The sequence below is a fragment of the Ferdinandcohnia sp. QZ13 genome, assembly GCF_031324165.1.
GTDB lineage: Bacteria > Bacillota > Bacilli > Bacillales > Bacillaceae_L > Ferdinandcohnia.
In genome coordinates this window covers 406,721-427,561 of record NZ_JAVIVW010000001.1, presented here as the reverse complement: position 1 = coordinate 427,561, position 20,841 = coordinate 406,721, and the positions used below count along the sequence as shown (strand labels likewise).

The following is a 20,841-nucleotide window of genomic DNA, read 5'->3' as shown; positions in this document are numbered from 1 at the left end:
ATTAGATGGTCATGCTTCCAAATCCGCCATCAACGCGAATGAAAGTACCAGTTACGAAGCTTGAAGCATTTTCTGAAGCTAAGAATACAGCTGCTCCTTTTAGTTCATCAGGGTTACCGAAACGATTCATTGGAGTGTGACCCATGATGGATGCTACACGCTCTTCGCTTAAGATTTTACGGTTTTGTTCAGCTGGGAAGAATCCTGGAATAATTGCATTTATACGAATTCCATTTGGTGCAAATTCTCTTGCTAAGAACTGAGTCATGCTGTTCACACCAGCTTTTGAAACCGAGTATGTAAACACTTTAGATAGTGGTGTTGTTGATGACACAGAAGAAATATTGATGATGCTTCCTTTGCGTCCTTGATCAATCATTTTCTTTGCGAAAATTTGAGTAGCTACAACATAACCTTTAAGGTTTACATCCATGATTTTATCATACTCATCCATTTCAAGCTCGAAGAATGGAGTTGGGCTGTTCATACCTGGTGCATTAAGAAGGATGTCAATTCCACCAGACCATGCTTCGATTTCTTTTGCTGCATTTTCAAGTGATTCACGTGAAAGAACATCCGCTGTGAAAGCTTTCGCTATTCCACCTTCTGCTTCGATTTCTTTTACAACAGCTTCTGTTTTTTCAAGGTTTCGTCCAACAATAGCAACTTTTGCGCCATGTTCGGCGAATCCTTTACAAATAGAAGAGCCTAGAACACTATTTCCACCAATAGCAACAGCTGTTTTTCCAGTTAAGTCAAATAATTTAGTCATGTCTATTCCCCACTTTTACTATGAATTAGGTCTTATTTAGTCAAGGTAATAATTCAGTCGAGGTTTGTCCCCCTACTGAATATTTTAAAATAGGTTTCCGTTTTCATCGAAGTCAAATTCGTAAAGGTCTGATGCCTGTTCAATGTTTGGATGTTGCTTAATGTAATCTAATAAGGCTTCCGAAACTTCGATTTCACTCACATGCAGTGTATCTTTGATACGTACCATTTTTACCTTTGTAAAATCTAAGATATTACAAGTTTTAATGGCCGCTTGTATTGCTTCTTTATCATTTGGAAGTGTTGTTGCAATTTTTGTCGGAGCAACCACTGTTGAAGTCAATCCGTTTGCATATGTGAATTCAAGGTCCATTTTGTCTACTAGTCGTTGAGTTGTAAAATCCGCTGTACCAACACCATTCGCATTACCTTCTGTTTCTGGCGTTAGGTTTAGCACAACCATTTTGTTCACTTCAGGACCACCGTGTGCATATGGAGTTGGGTAGCGACCTGTGATATTTGGGTCCATTCCGTCTCCACTTATATTTTTACCAATTTGATCAATGACAAGAACATCGATTTGGTCAAAGAAAAGCTTTGGAAGTAATTGCTTTGCTTGTGCTTGAAGTTCAGGCTCTTTCTCAATGATTTCATTGGTTAGCATAACTTCAATTCTTGCCACTCTATCAAACGCATTTTCTACGGTTGCAACACCAAAAAGAAACGGTGTTTTTTCCATAATCATTTGTGCCATTGCAGGAACATTTTCGGCCATATATTTAAAGCCTAATTGATGACAAGCTTCGGCACCTTTTTGCTTTCCAAGACCTATACTGATCATTTTTTGAATGCCACTTTCTACAGAGCCACGGAAAGCTGTATGAGGTTTTACTCGATTAATTACAACGATTCCGTCAGCTTGAGAAGCATATTTATCAATATAAACTGGTAAGCCATTTGGTAGTTCACCTAGCTTAATAACTTCCATAGAAGAGCGTATTTCACAACCTACACTTTCTTCTGTTACTCCAAGATGTTTTAAAACATCACGTTGTCCTTCACCAGTGGCACCACCATGACTACCCATGCTAGGTACGATAAAAGGTTTGCCGCCCATGTCTTTAATGAATTGAACAGTTGTTTTCGTAATGTCAACTAAAGCGTCAATACCACGACTTCCTACTGCAATTGCTATTTCCATGCCTGGTTTAATGGTTTGCTTTACTTCTTCTCGATGTAATTTATTTGTTAATTCTTCTACAAGATTTTCAACTTTTGAATCATCAAAATGCTGTTTGACTTTGAGCATTTTTGGAACTGGAATATCCTTTAATAACTCTTGGAGAATACCCATGATAAGACTCCCTTCTATAAAAACTAATACCTAAGAACAGTTTACGCATTTTTGAAAGCGATGTCTCTTATTTCGCACTGAAAAATGGAAGCCAAAATAATGCAGGTGTAATCCCTTACATCTAATATGAGATTTATCTACAACAAAAGCCGGGGTTTCAATGTTGAAACCCCAACAATGTTTTTATTCCATCCAGTTTGTATGGAAGACTCCATCTTTGTCCACACGTTGGTATGTGTGCGCACCAAAGTAATCACGTTGTGCTTGAAGAAGGTTTGCAGGTAATGTTTCAGTACGGTAGCTATCATAGTATGCAATTGCACTAGAGAAACATGGAACAGGAATTCCTTTTTCTACTGCTACTGAAATAACCTTACGTAATGATGTTTGGTAACCTTCTGCAATTTCCTTAAAGTAAGGATCTAATAATAGGTTAGCTAATTGCTCATCACGGTCATATGCATCTTTGATTTTTTGTAGGAATTGTGCACGAATGATACATCCGCCACGGAAAATCATTGCAATTTCGCCGTAATTTAAATTCCAATTATATTCTTCAGATGCTACACGCATTTGTGCGAAACCTTGTGCATAAGAAATAATTTTGCTTAAGTATAAAGCTTTACGTACTGCTTCAATAAGTTCTTGCTTGTCTCCATCAAATCCGCTTGCTGATGGGCCAGAAAGAACTTTGCTTGCTTTCACACGCTCATCCTTCATTGCTGAGATAAAGCGAGCAAAAACAGATTCAGTAATAATTGGTAGTGGAACACCTAAATCAAGAGCGTTTTGACTAGTCCATTTACCAGTTCCTTTTTGACCTGCAGTATCAAGGATTACATCAACAAGTGGCTTACCTGTCTCTTCGTCTTTTTTCTTGAAAATATCTGCAGTGATTTCAATTAAGTAACTATCAAGTTCACCTTTATTCCATTCAGCAAATACTTCATGAAGTTCATCCGTGCTTAAACCTAGAACATTTTTAAGGATGAAATATGCTTCACAGATTAATTGCATATCGCCATATTCGATACCATTGTGAACCATTTTTACGTAATGACCAGCACCATTTGGTCCAATATATGTACAGCAAGGGTCACCTGAAACTTTTGCAGAGATTGCAGTTAAGATTGGTTCAACAAGCTCGTAAGCTTCTTTTTGTCCACCAGGCATGATTGAAGGACCCTTTAAAGCTCCCTCTTCACCACCAGAAACGCCTGTTCCGATAAAGTGGATGCCAGTAGATTCTAATTCTTTGTTACGTCGAATTGTATCTTGGAAGAATGTATTACCACCATCAATTAGAATATCATTTTCTTCAAGATAAGGCTTTAAGGAATCGATTGTTGCATCAGTTGCTGGACCAGCTTTAACCATTAATAAGATTTTGCGTGGCTTTTCTAGGGAATTAACAAATTCCTCAATTGTCTTTGCACCAACAAAGTTTTTGCCTACTGCTTCATTTTGAAGGAACTCTTCTGTTTTTTCATATGAACGGTTAAAAACTGCAACAGAGTATCCTCTACTTTCTATATTTAACGCTAAGTTTTTACCCATTACTGCTAAACCAACTACACCTATTTGTTGCTTAGACATTTAAAATCAAACCTTTCTACTTATGTAATAAAGATAGAAAACAAATCATAATGTTATATTGTGTTTCTTTTAAAGTGATTATAACATTTAATTTTAAAAGATGGTGTCTTCATCAAATAATTAATTTGTTTCCTAAACTAACTATTTATATTATAGAAGAATATACTCTTTTAATCAATCAGTCAACTGTTGAAATTTGTAGAATCTATGAAGATTTTAAACTATATTTTTCAAAATTCTCATAAAAACTATAAAATTTATTAATTGATTATCTTAAAAATAGTGTTACAATGAGTAATAATTTAAATTTTTAGATTTTGTCGACTTAAAGATTTGGAGGTAGTAATTATGTCAGATTTACGTAGTAATATGATTAAATCAGGAATCGATCGAGCTCCACATAGAAGTTTACTTCGTGCAGCTGGAGTTAAAGATGAAGATTTTAACAAACCTTTTATAGCAGTTGTCAATTCGTATATTGATATTGTTCCTGGGCATGTTCATTTACAAGAGTTTGGAAAAATCGTTAAGGAAGCCATTCGTGAGGCTGGTGGTGTTCCATTTGAAATGAACACAATTGGTGTTGATGATGGAATTGCGATGGGTCATATCGGAATGAGGTATTCCCTACCAAGCCGTGAAATCATTGCTGACTCAGTTGAAACAGTTGTTTCTGCACACTGGTTTGATGGAATGGTATGTATCCCAAACTGTGACAAAATTACTCCAGGTATGATGATGGCTGCCATGCGTCTAAACATCCCTACTATCTTTGTTAGTGGTGGACCGATGAAGGCTGGTCGTGATGCAGCTGGAAATCCACTTAACCTGAATTCCGTATTTGAAGGTGTGGGTGCCTATCAATCTGGTAAAATTGATGAAGCAAGGTTAACAGAAATCGAACAATTTGCTTGTCCTACATGTGGTTCTTGTTCTGGTATGTTTACAGCAAACTCCATGAACTGTTTAGCTGAAGGACTTGGTCTGGCTCTACCAGGTAACGGTACAATCCTGGCTGTTTCCGAAGAAAGAAAAGAATTTGTTAAAAAATCAGCAAAACAATTAATGTATTTAATCGAAAAAGATATTAAGCCACGTGATATCGTAACTGTTGATACAATTGATAACGCATTTGCATTAGATATGGCAATGGGTGGATCTACGAACACAGTTCTTCATACTCTTGCATTAGCAAATGAAGCAGAAATTGAATATTCATTAGAACGAATTAATGATATCGCAGCTCGTGTCCCACACTTAGCGAAAATTGCTCCTGCCTCTGACCATCATATTGAAGATGTTCATAATGCGGGTGGCGTTAGTGCCATTATTAATGAATTGCTTAAAAAGCCCGGTGCAATTAATGGAGATTGTTTGACTGTTTCAGGTAAGACGTTAAGAGAAAATGTAGAAGGCTGTGAAATTACCGATCACAACGTCATTCGTCCACTTGAGAATCCTCATTCAGAAACAGGAGGATTGGCTATCCTATTTGGTAACTTAGCTCCTGAGGGTGCTGTCGTTAAGGTTGGTGCGGTTGATCCGGAGGTTGGTGGATACCATAGAGGCCCTGCGGTTTGCTATGATTCACAAGAAGATGCACTATCTGCTATCATCGTTGGGAAAGTAAAAGAAGGCGACGTTGTTGTCATCCGTTATGAAGGTCCAAAAGGTGGTCCCGGAATGCCAGAAATGCTTGCCCCAACATCTCAAATCGTTGGTAGAGGCCTTGGTGCAAAAGTTGGCTTAATTACAGACGGAAGATTCTCTGGTGCATCTAGAGGTATCTCAATCGGACACATCTCACCGGAAGCTGCTGAAGGCGGACCTATCGCATTCGTTCAAGATGGCGATATGATTGAGCTAGATTTAAATAATCGTTCAATCACTTTAGAAATTTCCGATGAAGAATTCGAAAGACGTAAAGCTGAATGGAAAGGCTTTGAACCAAAAGTGAAAAAAGGATACCTAGCTCGTTATTCTAAACTGGTAACCAATGCCAGTACTGGTGGAGTTATGAAAATCTAATCCTATTACCTATTAAACAGCCTTATTCTTTTGAATGAGGCTGTTTTTTTATGGTTCAAAAAATTGTATCCGAATGTACTTGCTGATAAAATAAATGGTAAGCGAAAGCTCTTACAGCTTTAATTGGAGTGAAAAAAATGACTGCAGATAAAAAACTACTAGGGGAAAAACGAAGAGAATCGATTATCAAATGGTTAAAGGAAAGCCCTACTCCCATCATTGGTGAGGAACTTTCAAAACGAGCTAATGTGAGCCGCCAGGTAATCGTTCAGGATATCTCGTTATTGAAAGCGAAAAATGAACCCATTGTTGCTACTAGTCAGGGTTATATCTATTTACAGGAACATCCAAAACAAGATACCATTTCAAGAATTATTGCAGTGAAACATACATCTGAGCAAACTGCGGATGAGCTTAATACATTGGTCGATCATGGTGTAACTGTTAGGGATGTGATTGTCGAGCATCCTGTATATGGGGAAATTACTGGATCTTTAATGATTAAGAATCGATTTGAAGTAAAACGGTTTATAGAAAAATTATCTGAAACAAATGCCTCCCTCCTATCTTTACTAACAAATGGCGTGCATTTACATACGATTGAAGCGGATTCCATTGAAAAACTTGATGCAGCCTGTGAAGCATTACATGAAGCGAATATTCTATTTAGTGATCAGTAAAATTAGAAAAGCAACAGCCTCGTGAAGGCTGTTGCTTTTCTATATTTTGCAGGTCGAAAATGGCTGGTTTTAGGCTAATCGTACCTTCGCAGTGCAAACTCAACTTGGTGATGGTATGTTATTCGACTAATCGTACCATCAGGACTCGAATGAAGCCTATGTGATGGTATGAAAATGGTGTAATCATACCCTCACAGGTTGAAAAAGCTTAAGTTATGGTACGAAAACACCCTAATCGTACCCTCACATGTTGAACGAAGCCCAAGTGATGGTACGAAAACAGCGTATTCGTCCCTTCACCCATTAAAAAAATCCAGAGTGAGGGTGCGAAACCAATCTACCCAACATCACTCAAAAATCAAACCATAATCTTACAAATGTCATTTGTAAATTCAACTGGATCTTGAATTGGTAAACCTTCGATAAGAAGTGCTTGGTTGTACAATAAATGTGTGTACAAATCGAGTTTTGTTTTATCCTGTTCAAACGCAGTTTTTAATGACTGAAACACCTCATGATGTACGTTAATCTCTAATACTTTATCAGCCTTAATATTTTGATTGTCAGGCATCGCGTTCAAAATTTTCTCCATTTCAATCGAGATTTCTCCATCGGTAGATAGACAAACTGGATGTGTTTTTAGACGCTTAGAGATTCTTACATCGGTTACTTTTCCAGCTAATGCATTTTTCATGTACTCAAAGAGTTCTTTATTTTCGTTTTGTTCTTCTTCCGTTGCTTTGTCGCTTTCATTTGGCTCGAAGCCTAGATCACTGCTTGATACAGATTTGAATTCTTTTTCCTTGTATTTCATCAGCATTTTAATGGCAAACTCATCAATATCCTCAGTGAAATATAGGATTTCATACCCCTTATCCGCAACTAATTCAGTTTGTGGTAGTTTATCGATACGTTCTACAGAATCACCAGTTGCATAGTAAATGTATTTTTGATCCTCTGGCATTCTTGAAACATATTCATCTAAGGTAACTAGCTTTTTCTCTTTGGAAGAATAGAAAAGCAACAAATCTTGTAAGGTATCTTTATTGCTTCCAAAATCACTATACACACCAAATTTTAATTGACGGCCAAAGCTATCATAGAACTTTTCGTACTGTTCACGTTCATTTTTTAACATGCTCTGTAATTCACTTTTGATTTTCTTATTGATATTTTTCGCGATCAGCTTTAATTGACGGTCTTGTTGTAGCATTTCACGTGAAATATTAAGCGATAAATCTTCAGAGTCTACTAACCCTTTTACAAAACTAAAATAATCTGGAAGCAGGTCTGCACATTTGTTCATAATTAGAACGCCGTTTGAGTATAGCTCTAGTCCTTTTTCATACTCCTTTGAGTAGTAATCAAATGGAATATTTTCAGGAATATATAAAATGGCATTGTAGCGGATTGTACCATCAACACTTATATGAATATGTTTTAATGGCTTATCAAATCCATAATGCTTTTCATTATAGAATTTTTCATAGTCTTCATCAGTTAGTTCATTTTTGTTCTTTCTCCAAATTGGGACCATGCTGTTGATGACTTGTTCTTCTGTCAACTGCTCGTATTCAGATTCACTACCTTCTTTAAGTTTACTTGTTGTGATATCCATTTTAATTGGATAGCGAATGAAATCAGAATACTTTTTAATGATTGATTTTAAGCGGTATTCTTCTAAAAACTCATCATAGGATTCATCTTCTGTATTTTCTTTTATTTTTAAGATGATTTCAGTTCCTACTGAATCCTTCTCAACTGTTTCAATGGTATAACCATCTGCACCTTTGGATTCCCATTTGTATGCTTCTTCACTGCCAAGTGCTTTACTAATAACGGTTACTACATCAGCTACCATAAAAGCGGCATAAAATCCGACACCAAATTGTCCGATGATATCATGTCCATCTTTGATTTCAGTTTCCTTTTTAAAAGCTAATGAACCACTTTTTGCAATAGTTCCAAGGTTTGTTTCAAGTTCTTCCTTTGTCATACCAATACCAGTATCAGAAATGGTAAGAGTTCTGTTTTCTTTATCAGGCAAGACTTTGATGTAATAGCTGTCCTTATCAAATTGATACCTGTCATCCGTTAACGCCTTATAATAAATCTTATCAATTGCATCGCTGGCGTTTGAAATTAATTCGCGTAAAAATACTTCACGTTGCGAATAAATAGAGTTAATCATCATTTCTAATAATCTTTTAGATTCTGCTTTAAACTGCTTTTTCGCCATGAAAATTCCCCTTTCCAATAAAATCGATAATTCTTCTATTATTCATATTAGCACTCTTGATTCCGGAGTGCTAACACCCATTTTTTAAATATCATATATTTTTTTCTCTGTCAATCAAGTCGTAAATCTTTGCTCAAAAAGGCTGCGATTTCTTCCTCATGCTTTTGATAGGATTTCTCCCCTAATTCAATCAAAAAATCAACAAATTCCGGAGCGTCAAACGGAACCTCTCGACCGAGATTTTCATTAATCCGAAAATAGTGGTCTCCAAGTAAATGCTGACAGTGATAGGTTACAGATTCCGATGATAGATGTAGGGCAAGGTCCAGTAACTTTGGTGTCATTCTCATTGATGGGAGATGAAATGGGAGCCATTTGGTTACGCCCCACTCTTTTTGCGTTTCAATTGAGAAATCAATTTTTTGCAGACCAGTACCAATTGACATAATATGTATGTCGTGTATGGTCTTTTTAAAAAAATGCTGGGCTTCCGTTATACAAACGAGTGAAGGATTATTAGCCCACAGTCCCCCATCTATGGCTAAATAGTGATTATTTATATTGTTGGGTGGGAAAAAGACAGGCGCTGAACAAGAAGAAAGAACAACATCCCAAAGCTTTATGGAGTGATCGTCCTGTTCGGCATTCCCATAATTCGATCGATGGACAAATGGATTGCCGTGTGTAATATCAACTGTTGGGATTAGCAGTGGTTTCTTAATATCAAATAAGGTTGTTTCACCAAATGTATCTTGGATATAGCGACGTAAATACCGATCACTGTAAAAACTTTTTAGAAACCCAACTCTCGATTGTTTCGTAAAAATTTTTTCACCAAATTTGATATAGCTTTCTTGAACTTCCCCCATGTCTAGTTCAAGAGTTGCAGAAGCAGCGACAATCGCACCGGTACTAGTGCCGGCAATCATATCAAACATATCTGAAATGGGTCTCTTATATACTTTTTCTATTGCACGTAAAATGGTAACCGCGTATACACCGCGGATTCCGCCCCCATCAATACAAAGGATTTTCATGTTTTCCACCTATTAAAAAGAGTTTTCCTAATAGTATTCCCATTGAACTATTGCAGTATAAGTGAAAAAAAGATGCCTCGTAAAAAGGCATCTTATGCTTGTTCCATCGTTGAAATGATTTCTTCTGATAGTGGGAATCGTCCTATTTCTTTTTTTGAAAAAACTTTCTCACCATCCACGGTAACTTCAAATACCCCACCCGATGAAGGGACAAGCTCTAAGCTTGATATTTTCTGTCTAAAATGTGTTAATAGTTTTTCCGCAAGACTTGCGGCTTTTGGTGCATAGTTTCACTGCATGCAAAATTCAATAGATATCTTGTACATCTTGAAAACATCCTATTTATTTATCCATACTCGATTCACTTCATCTCTTTTTGTGTATTGATTTTGATCCAATAATTCTAAGAAAGGAATGAGATATTTACGAGAAAGGGATAGAATCTCTTTTGCTTCTGCCAAACTAAAAGATGCATCGGTTCCTGCTTTTAACTCGTTAACAGCTTTATCAAAAGCGATTTTGTAAATCAATGTTTCCTCATTGAGTGTGAGTGCTTGATTTGTTTTAAGTAGAAATACCTTTAGTTCATTTGCCTCTTGATTGGAGAGACTACCCTGTTTTATATAATCTGCCCATTTCTTAGGTTGGATACCGTCATTTATAAGTGATGAAACAATATTTTCCATCTCCCCGTTTGGAAGGCTTGGTTTAAAACGAGATACGGCTAAATATTGATCTTCCTTCTTTATGACATTGCTTTCTATCTGATCCTTAATACAGTACTCGATTACCTTTTTGTTTTGTCCAAGCACTTGAATAAGCTCAGCATTACTCATACCTATTCGTAATGGGAATTCTTCGTGATATTCTAACAATTTATTTACGATCATTTCATTAATTTTGGAAATCGTTCTTTTTAAACTATAGACATGTTGAGTGATTTCGATGTAATTTCCAGAATGAACAGCATTAGAAACAATTTCGTCTACCTCATCCTCTTGCAATGAGGAAAGCTGGATGAGTTGAGATTTAGATAATAGTTGATTTTTCCGAAGGTATTCATCCAAGATCTCAGTAGGCGAGCTTTCTATTTGTTTTTTAAGCATAGTAATTGTTTCTTCACCGAAACGATATTTTCCTCCTTGTGGTTGAATAATCCATCCTCCACCAAGGGTTTCAATTGGGGTCGGTCTTCGTAATATGAATCGATCACCGCGTCGAACGACGATTTCTTCTTCTAACCGAACCTGGCAAAGTATTTCTTCCGTAGAATCCTTAACCTCATTTCGGTCAAAAAAGACTATTTTTCCGTAAGCTTCAGTCGTTCCAACATGCAGCTTGACAGGCGTGCGTTGTTTAAGTGGGATCGCAAGTGTCGAAACAAGCTGTAGTGAAATATCAATCGTCCTTGTCACATGGAAGTTTTCTGAATCGACAAGTACATCACCGCGTTTTATTTCATCCTTAGTCGTACCGGTAATGTTTAGAGCAACTCGTTGTCCTGCTTGTGCTTTTTCAGTCTCTTTGTTATGCACTTGGATTTGGCGAATTTTTATTGTTTTACCTGAAGGCAATAATGTCAGTGGACTGTCTTTTGTCACAATCCCTTCAAATACGGTCCCTCGTACAACAGTACCGTGTCCTTGAACCGTAAAAGTTTGATCAATCGGTAAACGGAACGAGCCGTTGCTATCTCTTTGTTCAAGTTTAGCGATTTCCTTTTGGATGGCCTGTTTTAGCTCGGAAATTCCTTTTCCTGATAAACTATCAACATAAAGAATTGGAGCATTTTTATAATCTGTTTCTTCAAGTAATTCTTTTATTTCTTCTGCAGCGAGTTCGAGCAATTCCTCTTCCACTCTGTCCATTTTTGAAACAACGACCATACATTTTTTAATCCCTAAAAATTTCAATATTTGGAGGTGTTCCTTTGTTTGTGGCATGACACCTTCATCAGCAGCTATAACGAGTAATACCAGGTCAATTCCTGCAACTCCAGCTATCATTTGTCTAATGAAACGTTCGTGTCCGGGTACATCAACAATGGATACATGTATTCCGTTTTCTAATTTGAGAGGTGCGTAGCCAGGTTCAATCGAGATATGGCGTTCTTTTTCTTCTTTTAATCGGTCAGTGTCTACACCTGTTAGTGCTTTTGTAAGTGTTGTTTTTCCGTGGTCAATATGACCTGCCATACCGATTGTGTAATAAACATCAGCCACTTTCTCCCTCCTCTCTTTTTTCCGTATAATCTATCTTCTACTTTACTAAGAAGCATGAGGCGAATTCAAGTATGTTGTTTTTTATTTGTCTTTTCAATAAAAATAGGCATAATCAGACAAGTGTTTCCTATCATTTGAAAAAGGTTGGATAATAATAAAAAAAGGTGTTACCGCATTAGGTAGCACCTTTGATTTTTAAGAAGCTATTTAACCGAAACTTGGTCAAATTGTCTAGCAACTTCCAAAATCTCATTCTTGTAGTCTAAGATGTCATTTATAGTATTTATCTTAATACTTGTTCTGTTTACATCGTTTAATTGAATATATTTATTTGAACTGTTTAACCCCAATCTGCATATCCATTTTCTGATTGTGTTGTCTAACAAAACATTAAAATAGCTTTTGTTATCTCGATAAAAAACCCTCGAAGGATCAATCTCGTCTTTAAGAATTAACTTAACTAAGACATAACCTTCGATTTCTTCTTCAGTTGTATGTATTTCATCATCTCTTTTCACCTCTACCTGTGTTTCCTCTTTTTCCTCTTGAGCTTCAATGGATACAATCGGTGGAGTATTTACAATATTTTCGGTAGATGAGTTTAATGCCTTTTGCAGTTTATCATTTACTTTATCATTTACGTATTGATTTAAGGACTTCTTAACTAAGTCCCTAAAGTTATCTATAACCTTTTTTGTTTTCACACCCTGATAAATATCGTTTAAAACAACTCTGATAAAGTCATCCGAAGGTTCTTCCCATTGAGTCGTAAGATACTGTTTAATTTCACCTGTATATTTTAGTTCCGATGCTGTTGTCAATACATTATTTACATCGAAGTCCGCTTTACGGAACTTAGCAAGTTCAATAATGTCAACATCCTTAAGGTCTAACATATCAATCACAAAGAATGGTTTCTGGTCCATCCTATTTTGTTCTTCCAAATCCGTAAAGAACTTGTATTCAATTCCATTTGTAAGAATTGCAAATTTGGCTTTTGTGGTACCAAAATATCTAAAAAGTTGTGAATCGTGCTTAGCTAGTTGTTCATTAATGCTTTTTGCTTCAATCAAAATAACAGGCTCTTCGCCTTGCATGATAGCATAGTCAATTTTTTCACCTTTTTTTATCCCAACATCAGCAACAAATTCCGGAATCAGTTCTTCGGGGTTAAAAATATCGTAACCTAAAGCTTGAATCAATGGCATTATTAATGATGTTTTAGTAGCTTCTTCAGTTTGTATATTTCCTTTTATTCTCTCAATTCTATTCGCTAACGATCTAATCTGCTGCTTGAATTCTTCCATGTAACTCACTCCCTATATCTAAATTTTACCAACTATTATATCAAAGAAATCAATAAACGTACGAAATATTCCGAAAAAACACAAAATCAATTTAACTTATTATTTTAGAAATTATTAAATCATTATAGTAAAGGGATGCAGAGGTAATTCTATTCTCTGTGTAATTATTTATCTTCAATGGATGGATATGTTTGTAGCTAAGTATGTTTCAAAATGTAGGTGTAACTGCCCCCTACCGTACTAAGTTTTTTTATTTATGAATTTCAAGCACATTAGGGTGCACTTATTACTTGATTAAAAAAAATTTATAATTCATAATTAAAACCTAGTGGCTAATGTGTAAAACCCTGTGGGTATCTGTTAAAACGTTGAAATAGCTGTATCTATATGGGGTTGGCTGGGTGACTGGTGTCCCCCTGGGTCTTCAAAACCCTGAGGGAGGCGCGTGTCGTCTCCGGTGGGTTCGATTCCCACACAGTCCCGCCAAATACATATTTGCCAGCGCTTTAAGGGGTTTCTTCCCCTTAATAGTTTTTGGGGAAGAAATCTAATTTTACAATTTAGGTGCCTTAAAGGTGCCGAAGCTTAATTTTTATTCGAGTAATTCATCAAACACCTCTACTGCATTTTCCTGCAAAGATGGAATCACATGACTATAGGTGTCTAACGTAATTCCAATTTTTGTATGACCTAATCGTTCACTTACAACCTTTGGATGGACATTTTTTTGTAACAATAATGTGGCGTGTGTATGCCTCAGGTCATGGAACCGAGCATTTTTCAGGTTGGCTCTTTTTATGGCTTTCTTAAGTGTTTTTAACACTTCACGAGGATCAAAGAAATTTCCGTTTTGATTGTTAAAAACAAGATTTAACGGATTGAAAGAATTGCCTAACCCTTTTTTAGCCTCATCATGACTTTTCTGGTGTTCTACAAGAAAGGCTAGTAAACTTTTTCCCATCGTGATATATCTATCCCTACCATTCTTTGTCAGATCCCGTATTTTCACACCGCCACTTTTTGCATCGTATGCTGTCTTTGTGATATAAATCCTTTTGTTAGAATAGTCTATATCATCCCAAGTTAATGCTCTTAGTTCTCCTAATCGCGCACCGGTTTCAGCTCCTGTAAATATGATTGGATAATGTGCTTTACTAGCTTTCGCAGTTTCAAAGAGTTGTTTTAATTCATCTGCTGTATAGGTTGTAATTTTGTACCTTTCAGGCTTTGGTGGTTTTGCTTTTTTGGCTACATTTATTTCTAAAAATACCCAATCTACAGCATCATTTAATGCTTTACATAACAAACGATGATGATGTTTAACTGTTTGAGCAGAAAGTCCGCTAAAAACTCCATCTTTCTCAATTCCTATACTTAACTTATCTGTATAGTAATCCTGAATTTGCCGTGTGGTTAACTCTTGAAGTTTTATTTTGCCTAATTCAGGTTTTAGATGAACCCGTACAATCCTTTCATATGTATTAAAGGTATTTGGAGATGTGTTTGGCATTGCATACGTTTTTAGCCAGTAATCTAAATAATCACCTAAAGTTAAGTCGTTTTTAGGCAATAACTTGATTTCTTTCTTTTGAAGCTCAGCGATTGCATTTGCCATTGCATTTTTAGCTTCTCTTTGAGTTTTAAAGTTTTTTCCTACTTTTCGCTTCCTGTTTCCTTTCGAACCGATTTCAATCACATACATATACTTGTTTGTTTTTTTATCCTTTCGTACGGATCCAGTCATTTTCTATTTCCTCCTATCTTAATTGACTGGACACCAAACTCGACTATTTTCAGTATTAGATTTATAACGTTGCTTTAAACTTAAAAAAGTTAAATTTGATGTCCGTTTAATTAAAGATTACTTTTTCCTTCAAACCATAAGAGGAAAGATCCTTTAGGAATTAGAATTCTGCTTCCAACTCGTACTGTATGAAACACACCAGAATTAACTAACTCATAAGCTTGCCCTCTACCTATACATAAAAATTCTTCAATATCTTTTACTGATAATACATCCTTTAAATCTTCATATTGCATACCTCTTCCCTCCATCTTTTTATTAACTTGGTTGACATATATCTCTCCTTTTAATAATGAAAGTGCCCTCCTTTTTATATAGGAGGCACTCTAACAAAATGGTAAGTATTAAAAGCAGAAATTCTCTTCACAAGAAAAAACCTCCTAGGTATATTTTTTTACGCTAGAAGGTTTTCTAATTTAATAAATTCATATTCAACAATACAATTTTTTGTATTAAAAATTCTCGCTATTTAACTTTAAGATACGTGTGAATTTCCTTTTTTTCATAGTAGAAATATAAGTATTCATTTCTTCAGAGTTTTCTTCGTTACAAGATTTTAAAACATATATTACCTTTTTTTTAGGTTGGCGAAGTATCGCTGGTGTGACAATTATGCATTGAACTTTATCACGAATAAAATAATTAATAAAGTCATATATTTCGTCACTTTCGAAATTGAGTCCCAATGTTTCAATCACTTTAAAATTGGTATAAGATGTTACTTTAACATATATATAACCTTGACTAATAAAATACCCCTTGTTTATATAAATCTTCAAAAATTTAATATCATTTGGTTTGATATTTATTTCCGAAATAAGATCCTTTAAATATATAGTTTTAACATCATTATATTCATCGAATGCATCTGTAGTCATATCATAAGAATCTAGCCTTAAATACCAATAAGGAGCATCCAATAACCTTGCTAATTGCAAAAGAAATAAATCCTTAGTATCGCTTTCCTCGTTATAGTTGAATATGTTAGTAAGTTTGCTTGGAAAACAATTCAAATATGAGGCTATTTTGTATCTACTATAGTGTTGGATAGCTGCTAAAAGATTTCTTCTAATTTTAAAAGGTAAACGTTTAAGTAGCTTGTCGGTAAGTTCAATATCTCGAATCAGATAATCTACCTCTTCCCAATCCTCTATTTGCCAACCGTGGTTTTTTAGAAAACTTTCTAAACTTATGTAATTGTTAGCAAATTTATATACACTAAACACATTCAAATATAAACTATGGTATTGATTGTTAGCCCATGGAATATCATTCCACTGGGCAAGCCACATTTTAAAACTCATTCTTACCTTCTCGTCATGTTCTTTATTCACGTATCATCACCCACCTTAAAAGTAGCACAACTAATAAACTTCCTGTTGTAAATACATTTTTTTGTATTACTACTTTCTCCTAGCACTAATTGGCTGTGCAATATTTATCTTAGTTTTAAATATATACCTAGAACTTATCACACTTTTCGGTTAATAAAAGTGCGATAAATGCCTGTTTTAGTGCAACTTTATAGGAGGATGTTGTAATTTCAAATTTAAACTATGGTATTGATTTTTAGCCCAATAAATATATTTCCACAGAGCGAAACACATTCGAAAAACCATTCTTACATTCTTATAATGTTCCTGATTCACAACCATCACCCACCTAAAAAGTAGCACAACTAATAATCTTCGTGTTGTAAATACAATTTTTTGTATTACTACTCTCTTCCTTGTACTAATTGGCTGTGCTATATTTATTTTAGATTTAAAAATATACATAGGACTTTTCACACTTTTTGGTTATAAAAAGTGTGAGAAATACCTATTTAATTTAAGTGCAACTTTATAGGAGGATGTTTTGAAACAGAAAAATGAACAAACTCAAAATCTACAAGAAATAAAGACCAGTTGGGATAAAAATCTTGTAAATCATCTAATAAGGGAATTACCTTTTAATCAAAATGATATTAAAAAAATAGTGTTAAATGATCACGGAATTTTAAATCGAAAAATAATTAAGCAAAAATATGGGCGGTTACGTGAGTATAGTGATATTTTTGGACTTCCAGTGTGGGCACTAATGACGGAAGACACTACCAAAGAAGTGATGCCAAGCGTGAAGAATGAATTAGATCGAAATATACCCCCCTACCGCATTACTGACTTAGAAGATATATTAAATTATATTTCTGTTCAAACAGAAGGTCTTACGTTGAGTAATAATGATAAAACACATGTGGCACTTATTGTGGACACATTAAAGAGAATTTTGTATCGACATGAAAGATGGTCTGAGACATGGGGGGTCCTATTCTCTTTGAATCAAAACCAAATAAAAAAAAGTAATGATTATGAGTGGATTTGCAACCTACTGTTTACTTATAATAATGAAATCGTTTATCGTGGTACGCTTAGATTTTATAAAAAATCACTAACACATTTATCTTATAAACCATCAAAAATAAAAGATAGTTTCATAACTTCTTGGTTTTTTATAAAAAAAATGATTCCATCAGCTAATAAACCACGTTTAATTTTATCAATTGTTGATGACATCTCAACAGAAATATTTTCATGTAAACAGCCTAATATCAGCATAAATACAGAAAACGATGATGAAATGCTATTCAGTTGGAACTCTAATTTCGAAGAAAAGGTGATATCTATTCCTGATCTTGCATCCAACTTTTGTAAGCGAATGAGATATCTTAACTCATTATCAGTTTACACAACCTTTTTAATGAATGAACAATTCTACTACAATGAGTTTGAACTGGATACATCGTTTGAAGCTGATAAATCAAGTGGAAATCCAACTTTTGACGGCTCTTCTCGAATATACAATACACTGGAATTCTTATTGAAAAGTGGTTTCATTGAAGACGGTGACCGAATTATATTTAAAAATGAGAAGGATCCATCCGATTTTGAATTTGCGGAAATTATTATTCCCTACAAGAAGCCTATGTTATTATGGAAAGGGGATTTTTATCCATTCACAACTTTGACCAAAAAACTACTATTAAAACATCACATAGAAATAACTCCACGTTATTGTACAAAATATTGGTACCTCCCAGATAGCCAGTATTCCCTATATGAATTAACTAACTTCATTAAAATGATTCATAAAATTTAGGTTTTTCGTATAACTTCTCGAATTACATATTTATTAGTAATGAAGTCTTGTCACACATTTTGTGGCAAGGCTTCTATTTATGTATTTTAGTTGGATATTTTACTAAAAAATATCGTTTAAGAATATGTTAATAGCATATCGGGAAATTTGCGAACTCTAGCTTGTTTAGTTCTTTCTTTTTCTCAATTCTCTATTGAGTTTATTATCTACCCTGCTGGAATTACTTAGAACTAGATACCCCTTAAAAACCATCAAATATTATTATTGTAATCTAGAAAGGCATTTATTTGCGATAACCCACCCTTCTATTTAATTGAAAAATAAAGCTGGGCAAATAATTATTAAATTAGGACGCTTTATAGTTAGTACATCATCCCGAAATATTTTTACTATAATGAAGGTAATGTTCCATAACCTCAAGAATACAAATAATCATATAGGGGTGATTTAGATTGAAATGCTATTTCCAATACCGCATAAAACAGCCTTTTTTTGTAGAAACTTCATCCCCCATCCCCCATCCATTCTACGAAGTTCGTCATTACTTCATCAGCCTCAAGAGCATCTTTAACAATTTAACAATTTCATCTAGAACCCCAGTTGATTCAGTGATAGTTGAGGTTAATGGTTTATTTGGATACCAAACGATCCAAAGCTATTAACTATCTGCCCCCGACTATCTTAACAGCATCAAGTTTAATAATCACGTCATTAACCGCCGATAAAAAAGTAGTTCCAACATCAAACACAATATATGTTTCATTCATGAAGTTGACGTTCTGCGTCATTTTAGGCGATAGGAGCTCTACATCATCTACTCACAACTCCAATATATTGTACAAAATACTAGTACCTCCATAATAGCTAGTATTCGCTGTATGAATTAACTATCTTTATTAAGATGATGCATAAAATCCGGAGTTTTTGCATAACTTCTCGGATTGCTTAATTATTAATAAAGAGGCCTTTCACTATTAAGTGGCAAGGCTTCTATTTGTGTTTATTCCGTTTTTTTGTATTTTAGTTAGCAATTTCCCTTAATTTATTTAGATTTTAATACAAAAAAATGTATTCGTGAACAACCTCAATAAGTATAGGAAATGCTGTAATCAAAGTTATAAAGGAGGTTAATACAATGACTAATCGAAAATCCGAAAAAAACAATCAATCTTATGAAACGGGACTAAACAACGAAGAAGATACAAAAGATTCTTTTCCGCAGAATGCTTCTTTTGCCGAAAAGAATCTTCAAAAAGAAAGTATATTCTCACCCTTTAATGACGAACATGATATTAGAAAAATGAACCGAAAGAAGGTTGAGAATATGCTTGAATTGGTTGAAGTTCAATCTAAAGAAACACCGCCAGTTTATAAAAACTTAGGCAGAAAAGGTATTGTAGAATGGATATGGAAAAACAAAGTACTAGTCGATATTCCAACTACCTTCCTAAAATCCTACCTTCAAGACAAGAAAAAAATAGATGCTATGAGCTTCTATAATTATTATAAACTCGTTCTTGAACTGTCACAACAAGTAGCGATTTTTAAACAAATACCTATTGAACAAGTAAGTGATTCGGATTTTTTTAATGAACAAATAATGCATTTTTTGGTGGAAAACTTTCCCCAAACTATACAAAAGAAACAATTGATTACATCCATCTATAAAAAAGGGAAACAAGCCCTCCCTAACAATCTGATGGTTAATATTCTCCCTATCAATAAAACTGAGAAAAAAGAAAAAAACAGTACATTGCATCCTAGAGTGGTTGAATTCTTAAAACAAATGGTTAAAGAAGGGAAAACTGAAGGTACAAAAAGAAACTTTATTCGTCATATGAATATGTTCCTTCCTTGGCTGTCAAATAATATGCAGGATTTCAAATCCTTTGAACCACATGAAATCCCAATTTTAAAAATAAAACAAATGCACGTTAACGAGTTTCGGTCGTATCTATTAAAAAAGGAGAGACTCGGTGAATATGCAAAAGTAACCGTCGCAGAATGCCTATATGCATTAAGGCAATTTTTTCAATTCTTGCAACAAAAATATGGATTTCCTAACCCCGCAAGAAGGTTGAAGTCTATTAAAGCACCGCGCTATAAATATAGGGATGTCCCCACAGACGAGGAAATCTCTACTTTTTTAAAGACTATTAATCAGTACTCTGACCATCCCGCTATAGAGCGAGTTGCTTTTCGATTTATGTATTCTCTCGGGCTTCGATCCATAGAAGTCGCTCGTTTATCCTGGGATGACATTAATTTCGCAACGAAAACCGTTCGTATTCATGGCAAAGGGGATCGTTATGATTTGTTGCCGCTAGTTGGAAAGCTTTATGAAGATCTTCAATCGATAGAACGATCACAAGTCACTTCTAAGTATCTACTAGGAAACAATATTAATAGCAATTTAAAAATTCTTAAAAATAACTATAAATTATATTCTTTAATCGCTGGTTGGAAGTTTACAGGGGGACTCCATTTATTCCGACATCTATTTGTAACCAACCTTGCAAAGAAGGGAATTCTCACACAGGCAATACAGAAATTGGCGCGTGTGGAAAAACCGGATACAGTTAGTCTGTATACACATATCAATCAAAAAAACACATGGTTAAATGAGCAAATAAACAAACTTAACTATGGAATGGAGGAAGACTGA

General features: G+C 34.9%; 15 protein-coding genes and 1 tRNA gene. 5 read left to right on the top strand and 11 right to left on the bottom strand.

All coding sequences use genetic code 11. The annotated features are described in order from the left end of the window. Position 1: 1 nt before the first annotated feature. The 3 genes from RGU12_RS02085 to gnd all read right to left on the bottom strand — a co-directional run bounded on the left by RGU12_RS02085 (position 2) and on the right by gnd (position 3,721). Positions 2–772 carry an SDR family oxidoreductase gene (locus tag RGU12_RS02085; RefSeq protein WP_309534592.1) on the bottom strand — a complete coding sequence of 257 codons (771 nt, stop codon included), beginning with the start codon at positions 770–772 and terminating at the stop codon, positions 2–4. Between the two features lie 84 nt (positions 773–856). Next, entirely contained in the window at positions 857–2,125 is a 1,269-nt protein-coding gene (locus tag RGU12_RS02080; protein ID WP_309534591.1) for a nickel pincer cofactor-dependent isomerase, group 22, read from the bottom strand. Positions 2,126–2,308: 183 nt separating this feature from the next. Then, positions 2,309–3,721: an NADP-dependent phosphogluconate dehydrogenase gene (gnd, locus tag RGU12_RS02075; RefSeq protein WP_309534590.1), complete on the bottom strand. Its 1,413-nt coding sequence runs from the start codon at positions 3,719–3,721 to the stop codon at positions 2,309–2,311. A gap of 348 nt (positions 3,722–4,069) precedes the next feature. On the opposite strand from gnd, the gene ilvD reads away from it, so the two are divergent. Then, positions 4,070–5,749 (top strand): dihydroxy-acid dehydratase, encoded by a 1,680-nt coding sequence (ilvD, locus tag RGU12_RS02070; RefSeq protein ID WP_309534589.1) that lies wholly within the window; start codon positions 4,070–4,072, stop codon positions 5,747–5,749. A gap of 137 nt (positions 5,750–5,886) precedes the next feature. Continuing rightward, positions 5,887–6,429, top strand: coding sequence for a transcription repressor NadR (locus RGU12_RS02065; RefSeq protein ID WP_309534588.1), 543 nt, complete (start codon positions 5,887–5,889; stop codon positions 6,427–6,429). Positions 6,430–6,787: 358 nt separating this feature from the next. On the opposite strand, the gene htpG is transcribed toward RGU12_RS02065, so the two are convergent. From htpG to RGU12_RS02040, 5 genes are all read right to left on the bottom strand, one after another. Further along, the gene (gene htpG, locus RGU12_RS02060) at positions 6,788–8,668 is read right to left on the bottom strand and encodes a molecular chaperone HtpG (RefSeq protein ID WP_309534587.1); all 1,881 of its coding nucleotides are present in this window, start codon (positions 8,666–8,668) and stop codon (positions 6,788–6,790) included. 110 nt (positions 8,669–8,778) lie between these two features. Continuing rightward, entirely contained in the window at positions 8,779–9,705 is a 927-nt protein-coding gene (locus RGU12_RS02055; protein WP_309534586.1) for a CBASS cGAMP-activated phospholipase, read from the bottom strand. Positions 9,706–9,797: 92 nt separating this feature from the next. Then, a complete protein-coding gene (locus tag RGU12_RS02050; protein ID WP_309534585.1) occupies positions 9,798–10,031 on the bottom strand; it encodes a SelT/SelW/SelH family (seleno)protein in 234 nt (77 codons plus the stop codon). Between the two features lie 12 nt (positions 10,032–10,043). Then, entirely contained in the window at positions 10,044–11,927 is a 1,884-nt protein-coding gene (gene selB / locus RGU12_RS02045) for a selenocysteine-specific translation elongation factor (RefSeq protein ID WP_309534584.1), read from the bottom strand. A 203-nt stretch (positions 11,928–12,130) separates the two neighbouring features. Continuing rightward, on the bottom strand, positions 12,131–13,234 hold the full coding sequence (locus RGU12_RS02040; RefSeq protein WP_309534583.1) for a type I restriction endonuclease: 1,104 nt from the start codon (positions 13,232–13,234) through the stop codon (positions 12,131–12,133). 389 nt (positions 13,235–13,623) lie between these two features. Between RGU12_RS02040 and RGU12_RS02035 the strand changes: the two genes are divergently transcribed. Continuing rightward, a tRNA-Sec gene (locus tag RGU12_RS02035) sits at positions 13,624–13,720 on the top strand. Between the two features lie 106 nt (positions 13,721–13,826). On the opposite strand, the gene RGU12_RS02030 is transcribed toward RGU12_RS02035, so the two are convergent. From RGU12_RS02030 to RGU12_RS02020, 3 genes are all read right to left on the bottom strand, one after another. Next, positions 13,827–14,978 carry a site-specific integrase gene (locus tag RGU12_RS02030; protein WP_309534582.1) on the bottom strand — a complete coding sequence of 384 codons (1,152 nt, stop codon included), beginning with the start codon at positions 14,976–14,978 and terminating at the stop codon, positions 13,827–13,829. Between the two features lie 110 nt (positions 14,979–15,088). Further along, a complete protein-coding gene (locus tag RGU12_RS02025) occupies positions 15,089–15,274 on the bottom strand; it encodes a helix-turn-helix domain-containing protein (protein ID WP_309534581.1) in 186 nt (61 codons plus the stop codon). 216 nt (positions 15,275–15,490) lie between these two features. After that, positions 15,491–16,372 (bottom strand): hypothetical protein, encoded by an 882-nt coding sequence (locus RGU12_RS02020; RefSeq protein ID WP_309534580.1) that lies wholly within the window; start codon positions 16,370–16,372, stop codon positions 15,491–15,493. Positions 16,373–16,895: 523 nt separating this feature from the next. Here RGU12_RS02020 and RGU12_RS02015 point away from each other — a divergent pair. Then, positions 16,896–18,176 (top strand): hypothetical protein, encoded by a 1,281-nt coding sequence (locus tag RGU12_RS02015; protein ID WP_309534579.1) that lies wholly within the window; start codon positions 16,896–16,898, stop codon positions 18,174–18,176. 1,135 nt (positions 18,177–19,311) lie between these two features. After that, positions 19,312–20,841: a tyrosine-type recombinase/integrase gene (locus tag RGU12_RS02010; protein WP_309534578.1), complete on the top strand. Its 1,530-nt coding sequence runs from the start codon at positions 19,312–19,314 to the stop codon at positions 20,839–20,841.